Below are 13,888 nucleotides of genomic sequence, written 5' to 3'. Positions count from 1 at the left end.
GAGATTAGAACAGGCTAGCGGCCTCCTGTGAGAGGCGGTGGCGGTGCGGACACCGGCAGGTGAATTCCATTCACGGGGAAAGTGAATTCTTGGCGACTCACCGGAGGTTGAAGATCTCCCGCAGCTCGTCGAGGTTCGACCGCGTGGTCTTCCACAGGAATTCCTGGGCCGCGTGCACGTCCGCCACGGCGGCCGGGTGGTCGTCGAGGACCGCGGTGGCCCGCTCCGCCAGCCGGGCGCCCAACTCCCGCTCGTGCACCGACAGACCCCACTCGCGGTGGCCGATGTCCGAGAGGAAGTACGCCAGTTTCGGGTGCGAGACCAGACTGAGGATCGGGGTGCCGCAGCCGAACGGGATCATCCCGGCGTGCCCGCGCATCCCGACCACGAGCAGGGAACGGGCGTACAGGGCGCGGACGGCGTCGTTCGTCATGTCGTACAGCGGCTCGACGCGCAGCGTGACGCCGTGTTCCCGGCGCAGGTCGTGCACGAACCGCTCGTCGGCGGGCATGTGGGCGGCGTACCGCACCTCCGCCCGGTCCCGCAGCCGCCGCAGCGCGGTGGCCATCTCGGCGAGGAAGTGGCCGTAGTCGTGGCCGAAGCGCAGGCCCTCGCGGTCGTAGGCGCAGTTCACCAGCACCGTGTCCGAGCGCTCCGCGGGGTCCGTCCAGCCGGGGACCAGCTGCCGGGCCACCGTGGTCGGACAGGGCTGGTAGCGCACCCGGTCGCGCAGTCCGGCGGGGAGCAGCTCGCGGACCCGGTCGATGGAGCCGTGGTTGCGCAGCCCGAAGAACGCCGACCGCTCGACGAGGACGCGCAGGCTCTCCGCGAACCGGTTGCGGCGGTAGAGCTGCCCGTCGAACACGTTGTAGCCGACCGCGAACACCGCGAGCGGCACGCTGATCCGGGTCAGCACGTCGTCGGGGACGTTCCACTGCCAGTGGCTGTTGCCGTTGGGCGAGGTGTCCGGCAGGAACAGCCCGCCGCCGCCCACGACGATCCCGCGCCGGGCGTTCAGCCGCTCCAGCGCCGCCTCGTCGACCAGCCGGTGCACCGGCTGCCGGTACCAGCGGCGCGGGCCGGTGTCGGCGCCGAAGCACAACCGCACCGCCTCCGGCAGCACCTTGTCGCCCGCGTTCTCCCGCCCCTCCGCGAACAGCGCCACGTGCGCCAACTGCTCGGCGGGCGCGTCCGTGTCGTCGTCCCCGTCCCCCCGCTGCGCCGGTCCGGCGGTCCGCACGGACCAGGCGTGGCACCCGGCGTCCGCCGGGTCGGCGGACAGGCCCTGCCGGGCGTAGGCGTGCGCGTCGGCCGTACGGCCGCACAGCCAGGCCAGCCGGGCGAGCTGCGCGAAGGCCCGCGGCGCCACGTCGGGCGACGCCGCCGCCAGCAGCAGCCGCGCCTCGGCCTCGTCGTACCGCGACAGCGCCATCAGGCACAGGCCCAGCGTCTCCTGGCAGCGCGGCGCGTCCAGCCGGTCGGCCACCACCGGCGCCAGGACGTCCACCGCCTCGTCGTAGCGGCCCTGGCGGCGGTAGACGTCGGCGACCGTGTGGGCCAGCGCGAGGGAGGACCGCACCGCGAGCAGCGGCGGCGCGCACAGCGCCAGCAGGTCGGGGTGCCGGCCGCCGGGCAGGGCGCAGTACGCCGCCCAGAAGTCCTCGTCGGCCATCGTGAAGCGGCGCCACGCCTCGGTGGCCGGACCGTGACCGGGCGCGTCGGCCGGCCCCGTGAACCGCAGCACCGCGACGTCGGCGGGCACCGGCAGGTCGTCGCGCAGCCGCCGGGCGAGGAAGTCGTAGCGCGCGTCGAGCACCGTCAGCGGCCCGCCCGCGGCCGGGTCGGGGGCGGCGTCGTCGACGTCGGCGCGCTGGACGACGTACAGCCCGTCCGGCAGCACCGCGCGCCGCTCCGTGCCGTCCGCGTCGTACGACACCTGCGGTACGGCGGCCACCCCGTGCCGCAGACGCAGCAGTTCGCCGAGGTCGCCGAGGACGACCATGCCGGGGGCGAGGGCGATGACGGTGTCGTACTCCGCCAGCCGGAACGCCTCCGTGCGGTCGGCCGCGCGGCGGGTCACGATCCGGGGGTGCAGCCTGCGCAGCCCGTCGAAGGCGTCCTCGGGCAGGCCGGGGTGGAGGACGACGACGTCCTCGCACACGCCGGGGTTGGTCAGCGCCAGGCTGCGCAGCAGGACGGCCACGTCGGGCAGCCGGTCCGCGTCGGTGTGGACGGCGAAGGCCACCCGGCGCTTGCCGGTGATGGTGCTGCGGTCGTCCGCGGAGGAGTGCGTCATCGCAGGGCGATCCTCATCTTGCTGTCGTCGACGTGCTGGGCGTGGTCCATGACCCACTCGGCCTCCTCCGGCCGCAGCCGGCCGGGCGGGGCGAAGCCGACGAGGTCCAGCCGGGCGCTGACGTCCAGGAAGTCCAGCAGCCGCAGGACGGTGAAGGCGGTGCTGGTGGCCGGGCCCCAGCCGCCCTCGCCCAGCAGCGCGGGGTCGGTCAGGGGCCGGCGCAGGGACGCGTCGCCGACCTGGCCCTGCGCGCCGGGCACCAGCCGCTCCCGGACGGCACGCCGCCAGGCCGCCGCCGGGTCCCCGAACACCAGCCGGACACCGGCCCGCCGGGTCCAGGCTGGCCCCTCCCAGGGGCTGTCCCCGCGCAGGGTGACGGCGTGCAGGTCGGTGCGCTCGCCGGTGCCCTCGGCACGCAGGCGGAAGGAGTCGCAGCGCACCACGACGTCGTAGCCGTCGATCTCCGCGCCGAGCCCGCTGGCGGCGACGTCGGCGGCGTTCGCCACCAGGCACACCGCCCGGTCCGCGACCAGCGCGCGCAGGTCACCGGCGCCGACGGGGGTGCTCGCGCCGATCAGCTCCTCGGCCACCGCCTCCCGCTCGACCAGCCGCTGGTGGCGGCCGTACAGGTCCAGCAGCCGCCGCGTCCCGGGGTCGCCGAGGCCGTGCCGGGCGGTGTGCTCCCGGACCCGGGCGGCGAACTCGGGCGCGGTGACCGCCGGTCCGGGCAGCAGCGCGGTGGCCTCGGCCAGGCAGGTCCGCCGTCCGCGCAGGGTGGCCGTTCTGCGGGCGACCCGGGGCGCCGCGTGCGCCGGGTCGGGGAGCAGGGCCAGGTACCGCTCGTAGCTCTCCAGCGCCTCGGCGTCCCGCCCGAGCCCGTCCAGGGCCAGCCCGCGCAGCCGCCAGGCCCCCTTGGACCGCTGCCGCAGCGCGGCCGACACCTCCGCGAGGTCGAGGGCGAGCCGGAGCTCGTCCGGCCCCCCGGCCTCCAGCGCGCGCTCACCGACCTGGAGCAGGGCGTCGAAGGGGTCGGCCGCCGGGGTGTCCAGGGCGGCGGTCAGGACACCGACCGCCTGCGCGAGCCGGGCCTGACCGGCCGTCGAGGTGCTGCCGTGCTCCGCGAGGTAGGCGCCGCACCGGCGCAGACCACGGGCGTACAGGTCCCGTCTGGCGGCGTCCTTCTGCCGTGCCTTGAACAGCCCCGCCAGGGGGTTCGTCATGCGTTTCACCGTCCTCCGATCGGAGGACGAATGTGCCCCACCGCGAGCGATCGCAGGTGGCTTCCCGGTGCATGGCCGGTGAACAGTCCCCTTCGAACAGCCGACCTGGCGGTCCGAGGGGCGGAGGCGGGTCGAGAGAACGACCCACCCCAGCCTCCGGGGACCGCCTCAGCGTCTGACCGCCTTCCGCAACGCCCGGGCCCGCCGCACCACCCGGCGCGCCGTGGAGTTGCGCGGCAGGAACGCCAGCCGCTCCGGGATACCGCCGGGCAGGCCCAGCGAGGTCAGGCGGCGGCGCTTGAAGTAGCGCTGGACGAGCGGGCCGTAGTGCGCGGCGAGGAACCGCTCCGCCGCGGGCCGCAGGGCCGGGTAGACCTGCGGCTGCATGGTGAACCCGACCGTGGTGAGCAGCGGGCCCAGCAGCTCGGCCGGGAGGGGCCCGCCGTCACCGCCCCGCCCCTCCAGGTCGGGCAGCAGCGCGTCGGCCAGGGTGACCGGGACCCGGTTGCTGTTCTGGTACGGCGTGAGCCGGTCGAGCAGCGGCTCGGTGCCGACGCGGGCCACCGGAAGGTCGTACAGCGCGGACGCCGTGAACAGCGCCGTGGAGAAGCAGCCGACGACCAGCGCGGGCCGGGTCCGGACGAACAGCGCCTCGGCGAGGACGGGAGAGTCGAGCACCGTCAGCTCCACGCCCAGCTCGGCCGCCGCCGCCTCCAGGGCGAGGCTGTAGCGGGCCGGGGCGGTGGGGTGCGGCTTGAACACCACGGACCGGTGCCCGCGTGCCACGGCGCCCCGCATCATCCGTACGTGCAGCTCCTCCTCCTCGTCCGGCGTGAGGATGTTCAGCGCGGACAGGTACTGGCCGAGCAGCAGCGCCGCGTTCTCCGGCACCGCGGGCAGCTCGCCGGAGGCGCCGGTGAGACTGCTGAGCACCTTGGTGAACGCCTGTGTCGGCACCACCCGCGCGGGCACGTCGAACTCGGTGAGCAGCATCGGCGTCAGGCCCGGCACCAGGTCCAGGTGGAGCAGCCGCCGCACCCGGGTGCCGACCAGCGGGTCCAGCTTGTTGCGGGTCGGGCCGTAGCTCATCAGCCCGTCGGCGTAGACGTGCACGGGGGCGCCGGTGAACACCTGGGCGAGCGCGAGCGAGGGGTTGACCTGGAGCGACTCCAGGACCAGCGCCACCCGGTCGTCGCCCAGCCCCCACAGCTGCCGCAGGTACCGTTCGAACAGCGGCAGGTCGTCCGAGCGCGGCGACCAGGCGCCCGGGTGGAAGGGGCGGATGGCGTCGTTGTAGAGGACGACGTCGTCGAACCGGTCGCGCAGCGCCCCGAAGCCGGGCATCTCGTGCACGGCCGGGGTGGTCTCCGGGGTCACGGCGTTGTTGAACACCAGCAGCATCCGGCGGTCCGCGGGGTCGAAGCAGTCGGCGTCGACCGCGGCGGCCAGGGTGGCGGCGCCGTAGAGCGTGGAGACGCAGAAGATCTGGGTGGTACGGGACATCAGGCAGCCGCCTTCGCTGTGGTGATCCGGCGCCGCAGCCGCCGCAGCCTGGCGGCGCGCCGCAGGTCCATGGTCTCCAGGACGTCGCCGAGCGCGTCCTGCGGCATCCGCCTTATGGCCGCCGCCGCCCTCACCCGCAGCTGCTTGGCGACCGGCGCCTCGAACTTCTCGATCTCCGACAGGTGGTGGGCGATGATCGCGCAGTAGGTGCGCACCGCCTTGGGCAGCAGCCGGTCGGCGTCGCGGTCGGCGGCGGTCTCGGCGACCACCTGGTCGAAGGCGCGGATGAAGTCGAGTTGACGGACGTCACCGATCTGGGTGAGCGAGTTGGCCACGCCCCGGCGGTAGAAGACGCCGAGCAGACCCAGCACGGCGAACGAGTCCGCCTCGCGGTGCAGCTTCCAGATCCACGGCCGGTCCTCGGCGGTGCGCAGCCCGTCGGTGAAGTGCAGGACCCCCCGGTCGAGGAGGCGCCGGTGGTAGGCGCCCGCCCACGCGTAGGCGTAGTCGACGGAGGTGGTGCGGTCCACGGGGAGGATCGCGGCGCGCGGGTCCAGCACCTCGTCGCGGCGGCCGACCGGCGCCCGGTGCACGGAGCGGGCGCGCGCGGTGGCCTGCACATGGTCGGTGCGGACGAAGTCGCAGCCCAGCGCCTCGATGGCGGCGACCAGCTGCTCCAGGTAGCCGGGGGCCAGCCAGTCGTCGCCGTCCAGGAAGGTGAGGTACTCGCCCCGCGCGAGGTCGAGCCCGGTGTTGCGGGCGGTGGCGAGCCCGCCGTTCACCTCGTGACGGACGTGGCGCACCTCGGCGTACCGGGCGAGGTCCTCGGCAGCGCGTTCGAGAATGGCCGGGGTTTCGTCCCTCGAATGGTCGTCTACGAGGATGAATTCGAAGTCTTTTCGAGCATTTGCGCGAAGACTTCTCAAGGTGTCCGGGGCGTATTGCTGGACGTTGTAGAACGGCACGATCACGGAGAGCTTGGGCACCCGGGAAAGCCTAGGAGGGGGCCCGGCGGCGGAACTTGCGACTCGGGGTACAGAAGGTGAACTCGGTGTGTCGGATTGGTGCATCCCGTGTACTTCCTGGGGGTTGACGGGCCAGTTCGGCTTTCGGTGGTCTGCTGTTTACTTTTTGTTGCGTGGCGGTTCGTCCACAACTAGGAATTCCTCCCTAGGTTTTGAGCTGTGCCACCAAGTACAACGAAGCCCCCACGGATCGCAGTACTCGCGGACTCCGACACCCGCTGGAAATGGGGTGCGCTGACCGCGGGCCGCATCGTTCCGGGCCCGACCATGGAAGCCGGACCGCTCGACGGGACGCAAGTCACCGCGGCGCTCGACGGCTTCCTGCTGCGCGGCCGGGCCACCCCCACCCCCCGGCAGCTCGCCGAGGTCGGCGTGCGCGCCGACTCGCTGCGCGAGGTCACCGCCGTCGAGTTCCTGCGCACCATGGAACGGGAGCGGTACGACGTCCTCGTGCTGTCCCTCGTCGGCGGCGGCACCCAGGCGATGCTGCACGGACTGGCACGCGCCTTCGAGGGCCGCGCCGACCGGCCCGTGATCGTCACCGGCTATGTCGGCGTCGTCTACGAGAAGCTCGCCGACGGCCTGCTGCTCCGGCACGGCGCGGACCTCGTCCTCGCCAACTCCCGCCAGGACGCCGACCGGTTCCGCGCCGTGTACGACGGCGTCGGCGCCGACTCCTCGACGGTCACCGAGGTGGCCCTGCCGTTCCTCGGCGGCACCCCCTACACCGGCGAACACGACCCGTACACCGTGGTCTTCGCCGCGCAGCCCTCCGTCCCCGACAGCCGCACGGACCGCACCTACCTCCTCGACCGGCTGATCCGGCACGCCCGGCTGCACCCCGAGCGCGAAGTGCTCCTGAAACTGCGCTCCAAGCCCGGCGAGCACACCACCCACATCGAGGAACTGCCCTACCAGAAGCTCGCCCAGCGGCACGGCGAACTCCCGCCCAACTTCCGGCTCGTCTACGGCAACATGGGCGAGGTCCTGGACCGCACCGACCTGCTGGTCACGGTCAGCTCCACGGCCGCCCTGGAGTCCCTGCACCGCCGGATCCCCACCGTCGTCCTCACCGACCTCGGCATCCGCGAGACCCTCGGCAACCACCACTTCACCGGCTCCGGCTGCCTCGCCTCCTGGGAGCAGCTCGACGCGGGACACCGCCCCGAGGCCGACGAGGCGTGGACCGCCCGGCAGGGCGTGTGCGCCGACGGCACCTACGCCACCGCCTTCGACGCGGCCCGCGAACGCATCGCCAAGCTCCTCGCGACCCCCGGGGGACTCCCGCCGATCACGCCGTACTACACGCCCGTGACCGCGCCCGGCTACCTCCCCGGCATCCTCGCCCGCCACCACCTCGGCCCCGACGGCACCCCGCTGCCCGGCGCCCCCGCCCACGACCGCGACCCCGGACCGGTCCGGCAGATAGTCCGCCGCGCCGCCCGCGGCGCCTACCGGCACGGCGTCCAGCGGGTCGCCCCCGTCATCCGGCGGATGGGGGAGCTGTGACCCACCCGCCTTCCTCGAAGCCAGGAGTACAGCCCATGACCCACCCGGAAGCGACACCGGGCGCGACGAAGCGCCGGGTGCTCGCGGTGATCCCCGCGCGGGGCGGCTCCAAGGGCGTGCCCGCGAAGAACCTCGCCCCCGTCGGCGGCGTCCCGCTGGTCGCCCGCGCCGTACGCGAGTGCCGCGCCGCCCACCTGGTGACCGACGTCGTCGTCTCCACCGACGACCACGCCATCGCCGCCGCCGCCCGGGAGGCGGGCGCCGAGGTCGTGCTGCGGCCCGCCGCCATCGCCGGGGACACCGCCACCTCCGAGGCCGCCGTCCGGCACGCCATGGACGCCCACGAGACGCTGCACGGCGCCCCGGTCGACGTGGTGCTGCTCGTGCAGTGCACCAGCCCCTTCCTCGTCCGCGAGGACATCGACGGGGTCGCCGCCGCGGTCGCCCAGAACGGCGCCGACACCGCCGTCACCGTCGCCCCCTTCCACGGCTTCGTCTGGCGCGACGCCGACCAGGAGGCCACCGACACCGACTCCGCGGCGGAGCCGGCGACCGGCGGCTACGGCGTCAACCACGACAAGTCCTTCCGCCCGCGCCGCCAGGACCGCCCCCAGGACTTCCTGGAGACCGGCGCCGCCTACGCCATGGCCGCCCCCGGCTTCCGCGAGCACGGCCACCGCTTCTTCGGCCACACCGAACTCGTGCGCACCGACCCCGCCCGCGTGCTGGAGATCGACGACCCGCACGAGCTGGCCCGCGCCCGCGCCCTCGCCCCGCTCTTCGACGCGGACCGCCCCGGCGCCCTGCCGACCGCCGACGACATCGACGCGGTCGTCCTCGACTTCGACGGCACCCAGACCGACGACCGGGTGCTGATCGACTCCGAGGGACGGGAATTCGTCGCCGTACACCGCGGCGACGGACTCGGCATCGCCGCCCTGCGCAGGTCCGGGCTGCGGATGCTGGTCCTGTCCACCGAGCAGAACCCGGTCGTCGCCGCCCGCGCCCGCAAGCTCAGGCTGCCGGTGCTGCACGGCGTCGACCGCAAGGACCTCGCCCTCAAACAGTGGTGCGAGGACCAGGGCATCGCGCCCGAGCGCGTGCTCTACGTCGGCAACGACGTCAACGACCTCCCGTGCTTCGCCCTCGTCGGCTGGCCCGTGGCGGTCGCCAGCGCCCACGACGTCGTCCGTGGCGCCGCCCGTGCCGTGACCACCGTCCCGGGTGGCGACGGCGCGATCCGGGAGATCGCCAGCTGGCTCCTCGGACCCTCGCTCGACTCTCTCGACCCCCTCACCCAGTAAGGAACCCCCTGACATGAGCACCAACTCCCGTCTGCGCGCCCTCGGTTCGAAGACCGCCGGTCCGGGTCAGCCCGTCTACATCACCGGCGAGATCGGGATCAACCACAACGGTGAGCTGGAGAACGCCTTCAAGCTGATCGACGCCGCCGCCGAGGCGGGCTGCGACGCCGTGAAGTTCCAGAAGCGCACGCCGGAGATCTGCACCCCGCGCGACCAGTGGGACATCGAGCGCGACACCCCCTGGGGCCGGATGACCTACATCGACTACCGCCACCGCGTGGAGTTCGGCGAGGACGAGTACCGCCAGATCGACTCGTACTGCAAGAGCCGCGACATCGACTGGTTCGCCTCCCCGTGGGACACCGAGGCCGTCGCCTTCCTGGAGAAGTTCGACGTCCCCGCCCACAAGGTGGCCTCCGCCTCCCTCACCGACGACGAGCTGCTGCGCGCCCTGCGCGCCACCGGCCGCACGGTCATCCTCTCCACCGGCATGTCCACGCCCAAGCAGATCCGGCACGCCGTGGAGGTCCTCGGCAGCGAGAACACCCTGCTCTGCCACGCCACCTCCACCTACCCCGCGAAGGCGGAGGAGCTGAACCTGCGCGTCATCAACACCCTCCAGCAGGAGTACCCGAACGTCCCGATCGGCTACTCCGGCCACGAGACCGGCCTGCAGACCACCCTCGCCGCGGTCGCCCTCGGCGCCGTCTTCGTCGAGCGCCACATCACCCTCGACCGCGCCATGTGGGGCTCCGACCAGGCCGCCTCCGTCGAGCCGCAGGGCCTGCAGCGCCTCGTCCGCGACATCCGCACCATCGAGTCCTCCCTCGGCGACGGCGTCAAGAAGGTCTACGACTCCGAGCTGGGCCCGATGAAGAAGCTCCGCCGCGTCCAGGGCGTCGTCGCCGAGGCGGAGATCGCCGCCGCCGCGGGCGAGCCCGTCGCCGTCTGAGCAACACCCCACCCGCACACCCCCTACGACGGGACGGTCGTACGCCGATGAGCACCCGCGCCGGGAACGCCAGCGCCCCCACTCTCGCCTTCGTCGAGAGCCCGGTCCAGCTCCTGAACACGCTGGAGTGGGCGCACCGCCACGCCCCCGGCGCGGACCTCACGCTCGTCGTGCTCTCCCCGATCGACCCGATGACCCGCGGCCAGCTCCGACGCATGTCCGAGCTGGCCCGGGAAGAGGGGCACGAGGTCCGCTGGGAGGAGGCGCGGGGCGGCGCCGCCGCGCCCTTCCAGACCATCGGCTCCCTGGTGGGCCCGCTGCGCCGCGCCGAACGGATCGTCATGGGCGACCCGTTCTCCCGCTACGTCCAACTGCTGCTGACGATCACGCGCGCCCGTGACCTGGTCGTCGTCGACGACGGCACCGCGACCATGGAGTTCGTCACCCAGCTCGCCCGCGGCGAACGCCTCGTCCGCTGGCACCGCAAGGGCAGCCGCCCCGGCCCCCGCGACCTGGTCTTCGGCCCGGTCTCGTCGGCCGCCCGGCGCCGCCTCACCCCCGGCGAGCGGCGCCGGGTCACGGTCTTCTCCTCGATGCCGATCGAGGAGGCCCCCGGCGGCGTGGAGACCACCACCAACGACTTCTCCTGGACCCGCGCCCGCTTCGGCCCGCCCCGCATCACCAAGGGCGCCGACCTGGTCGGCACCTCCCTGGTGGAGACCGGCGTCGTCGACGGCGAGCGGTACCTGGAGGCCGTACGCACCCTCGCCAAGGCGCACGGCGCCACCCGCTACTTCGCGCACCGCCGGGAGAGCGCCGACAAACTGCACCGGCTCTCCCTGGAGACCGGCCTGGAGATCGTCCGCCCCGACCTCCCGCTGGAGCTGATCGCCCGCCGCGGCCCCATCGGCCGGACCATCCTCAGCTTCCCCTCGACGGTCGTGCACACCCTCCCGCTCGCCCTCGCCGGTACGGGGGTCAGGGTCGCCGTCTGCGACATCGACCCCGACTGGCTGACCAGCGGCGCCTCCCCGCGCGCCCAGGGCTTCCTCGACGGCGTCACCGGTACCGCCCGCGGAGTCGACCGCCTGCTGGCGGTACCGGTACCCGGCACCTGAGCCGCCGCCGCGGCGGGGCGCGGATCCTCGGCCCCGCCTCGTGCCACAGTCCCGTCCGCCAGATGAACGCGCGAGCGTGGGTCGAGTGGGGCGTGGTATCCGTGAGGGAGCGGGTGGGCGCCGGTGGCTCAGCAGGATCGAAAATCCGGCGAGTCTACCCATCCATCCCGACGCCTATGCGTCCGGCGGCCAGGTTTTCTTCCCCTAACGGGCTGAAGTTTTGTTGATCTCGGGTCAGTTGGCCGTCCGGGCGTCCTACCCTTCAGAGGGTGAAGCAATTGATGTCACTGGAGTCCGAAGCCGAAGCCGACGCCCCCGGGGAAGCCGCGCTGCCCGGCACGCTGCCGGAGGCGCTGCGTGCCGAGCTGGTCGCGTTCCGCCGCGACCTGCACATGCACCCGGAACTCGGCAACCAGGAGTTCCGCACGACCGCCGCGATCAAGGCCCGGCTGGAGAAGGCGGGCCTCGCACCGCGCGTCCTCGCCGTCGGAACCGGACTCGTCTGCGACATCGGCGACCCCCAGGACGACGGCCCCGCCGTCCTCGCCCTGCGGGCCGACATCGACGCGCTGCCCATCCCGGACGCCAAGACCGAGTGCCCCTACCGCTCCACCGTGCCCGACCGCGCCCACGCCTGCGGCCACGACGTGCACACCACCGTCGTCCTGGGCGCCGGTCTGGTCCTGGCCGACCTGCACCGCCGCGGCCTGCTGCCCCGCCCCGTGCGGCTGATCTTCCAGCCCGCCGAGGAGGTGCTGCCGGGCGGCGCCGCCGACGTCATCGAGTGCGGCGCGCTGGAGGGCGTGGGCCGGATCATCGCCGTGCACTGCGACCCCCGCGTGGACGCCGGGCGGATCGGGCTGCGCCAGGGCGCCATCACCTCCGCCTGCGACCGGCTGGAGATCGCCCTCGACGGCCCCGGCGGCCACACCGCCCGCCCGCACCTGACGACCGACCTGGTCACCGCCGTCGCCCGGGTGGTCACCGACGTGCCCGCGATCGTCGCCCGGCGCGTGGACACCCGCGCCGGACTCGCCGTGACCTGGGGTCGTATCGAGTCCGGCCACGCCCCGAACGTCATCCCGCAGCACGCCGAGCTGTCCGGTACGGTGCGCTGCCTGGACCTGGGCACCTGGCGGACCGCGCCCGACGTGGTGCACGCGGCCGTCGACGAGGTGGCCAACCTGTACGGCGCCAAGTCGGAGATCAACTACGTCCGTGGCGTCCCGCCCGTGGTCAACCACCCCGACGCCACCGAACTCCTCCGCGACGCGATGACCGTCCGCCGCGGCGCGGACTCCGTCGAGGGCACCGAGCAGAGCCTCGGCGGCGAGGACTTCTCCTGGTACCTCGAACACGTCCCCGGCGCCATGGCCCGCCTCGGCGTCCGCACCCCCGGCGAACGCGTGGTCCGCGACCTCCACCAGGGTGACTTCGACGTCGACGAGCACGCGATCACCGTAGGCGTGGAACTCTTCACGGCGGCGGCGCTGGTCGACGGCGGCTGGTAGCCCGTAGTCCGCACCGGGCGGGCTCCGGTTGCGGGCCCGCCCGGCCCCCGGCAAGGTGGTGCGCGCGGCGCTCCGGCGCGCGCACCTTGTCCTACCGCACCCCATTCGATCCGGTGGTTCACAGGGGCGTAACCGGCCATCGGCACGAATGGATAACGTCCGCCCAAGACCCCGTTCCCAGGAGTGTCTACGCGCGTTAATGTGCGCCGAACTGAGCACCCGCTGCGGGGCTTTGGAGAATGGGGAACTTCACGATGCGTCGGATATCCAGACTGACCCGCGTCGCGGTGGGGATCGCGTCGCTCGCGCTCGCCGCCACGGCCTGCGGTGGTACCAGCAGTGACAGCGACAACGACAGCGGCAGCGACGGTGGCAAGGAGAACCTCGGCCTCGCCATCGCCTACGACATCGGCGGCAAGGGCGACCAGTCCTTCAACGACGCCGCGTTCGCGGGCCTGGAGAAGGCCAAGGACGAGTTCGGCTACAAGACCGCCGACATCGAGCCGACCGAGGGCGAGACGGACGCCGACAAGGAGCAGCGGCTGGCCTCCCTCGCCAAGCAGGGCTACAACCCCGTCGTCGGCGTCGGCTTCGCCTACGGCCCCGCGATGGAGGCCGTCGCCGCGAAGTACCCCGACACCACCTTCGGCATCATCGACTCCGTCGTCGAGGGCGACAACGTCGCCTCCCTCGTCTTCGCCGAGGAGCAGGCCTCGTACCTCGCCGGTGTCGCCGCCGCCAAGGCCACCAAGACCAAGACCGTCGGCTTCGTGGGCGGTGTGGACATCCCGCTGATCCACAAGTTCGAGGCCGGTTACAAGCAGGGCGTGACGGACACCGACCCGAAGGTGAAGGTGCTCTCGCAGTACCTGACCCAGACGGCCGAGGAGGGCGGCTTCTCCAGCCCCGACAAGGGCAAGGCCGCCGCCGAGGGCCAGATCGAGAAGAACGCCGACGTCGTCTACCAGGCGGCCGGTCTGTCGGGCCAGGGTGTGATCGAGGCCGCGGCCAAGGCCAAGGTCTGGGCGATCGGCGTCGACTCCGACCAGTACGAGCAGGAAGCCCTCGCCGCGTACAAGGACTACATCCTCACCTCCGCCCTCAAGGACGTCGGCGGCGCCGTGTACGCGCTGGCCAAGTCCGTCGAGGACGGGGAGCCGCTGACCGGCACGCAGACCTTCGACCTGAAGGTGGACGGCGTGGGCCTGTCCGACTCCAACCCGGAGTTCGCCGAGATCGAGGGCCTCCAGGACGCCGTGGCCAAGGCCAAGGAAGGCATCATCGACGGCTCGATCAAGGTCAAGACCGAGTAGCCGTCACCGGTCGTACCACACGCACGAAGCGGGCGGGCGCCCCCAGCCCCGCCCGCTTCGGCGTGCCCGGACCACCCCGCGACCGGGACGTCACCCACCGCCACCCTCCCCAGGGCCTGTGACCAAGCTCTCCGCCC

Annotated in this window: 10 protein-coding genes; 6 read left to right on the top strand and 4 right to left on the bottom strand. The window is 73.1% G+C overall.

The features are described from left to right. Positions 1–97 precede the first annotated feature (97 nt). From ABZ659_RS17580 to ABZ659_RS17565, 4 genes are all read right to left on the bottom strand, one after another. Positions 98–2,296 (bottom strand): polysaccharide pyruvyl transferase family protein, encoded by a 2,199-nt coding sequence (locus tag ABZ659_RS17580; RefSeq protein ID WP_360220134.1) that lies wholly within the window; start codon positions 2,294–2,296, stop codon positions 98–100. Then, positions 2,293–3,516, bottom strand: coding sequence for a hypothetical protein (locus ABZ659_RS17575; protein WP_360220131.1), 1,224 nt, complete (start codon positions 3,514–3,516; stop codon positions 2,293–2,295). Before ABZ659_RS17575 ends, ABZ659_RS17580 begins: the two co-directional genes overlap by 4 nt. 168 nt (positions 3,517–3,684) lie before the next feature. Further along, entirely contained in the window at positions 3,685–5,019 is a 1,335-nt protein-coding gene (locus ABZ659_RS17570) for a polysialyltransferase family glycosyltransferase (protein ID WP_360220128.1), read from the bottom strand. Next, entirely contained in the window at positions 5,019–6,005 is a 987-nt protein-coding gene (locus ABZ659_RS17565) for a glycosyltransferase family 2 protein (RefSeq protein ID WP_360220125.1), read from the bottom strand. The genes ABZ659_RS17570 and ABZ659_RS17565 overlap by 1 nt, the downstream gene beginning before the upstream one ends. A 198-nt stretch (positions 6,006–6,203) precedes the next feature. Here ABZ659_RS17565 and ABZ659_RS17560 point away from each other — a divergent pair, with 198 nt between their 5' ends. The 6 genes from ABZ659_RS17560 to ABZ659_RS17535 all read left to right on the top strand — a co-directional run bounded on the left by ABZ659_RS17560 (position 6,204) and on the right by ABZ659_RS17535 (position 13,751). Continuing rightward, entirely contained in the window at positions 6,204–7,553 is a 1,350-nt protein-coding gene (locus ABZ659_RS17560) for a DUF6716 putative glycosyltransferase (RefSeq protein WP_360220121.1), read from the top strand. A 35-nt stretch (positions 7,554–7,588) separates the two neighbouring features. Continuing rightward, a complete protein-coding gene (locus ABZ659_RS17555; protein WP_360220118.1) occupies positions 7,589–8,857 on the top strand; it encodes an N-acylneuraminate cytidylyltransferase in 1,269 nt (422 codons plus the stop codon). Positions 8,858–8,870: 13 nt separating this feature from the next. Then, positions 8,871–9,809 carry an N-acetylneuraminate synthase family protein gene (locus tag ABZ659_RS17550; RefSeq protein ID WP_360220115.1) on the top strand — a complete coding sequence of 313 codons (939 nt, stop codon included), beginning with the start codon at positions 8,871–8,873 and terminating at the stop codon, positions 9,807–9,809. 47 nt (positions 9,810–9,856) lie between these two features. Then, positions 9,857–10,927 carry a hypothetical protein gene (locus ABZ659_RS17545; RefSeq protein ID WP_360220112.1) on the top strand — a complete coding sequence of 357 codons (1,071 nt, stop codon included), beginning with the start codon at positions 9,857–9,859 and terminating at the stop codon, positions 10,925–10,927. Positions 10,928–11,208: 281 nt separating this feature from the next. Beyond that, a complete protein-coding gene (locus tag ABZ659_RS17540) occupies positions 11,209–12,438 on the top strand; it encodes an amidohydrolase (protein WP_360220521.1) in 1,230 nt (409 codons plus the stop codon). A gap of 254 nt (positions 12,439–12,692) precedes the next feature. Next, complete coding sequence (locus ABZ659_RS17535) at positions 12,693–13,751, top strand: BMP family ABC transporter substrate-binding protein (protein WP_360220109.1); 1,059 nt, start codon at positions 12,693–12,695, stop codon at positions 13,749–13,751. Positions 13,752–13,888: the final 137 nt, after the last annotated feature.

This window comes from Streptomyces sp. NPDC006997, assembly GCF_040635175.1.
Lineage (GTDB): Bacteria > Actinomycetota > Actinomycetes > Streptomycetales > Streptomycetaceae > Streptomyces.
Note: the sequence above shows the minus strand (reverse complement) of the source record. Positions and strands in the feature narration are given on the sequence as shown.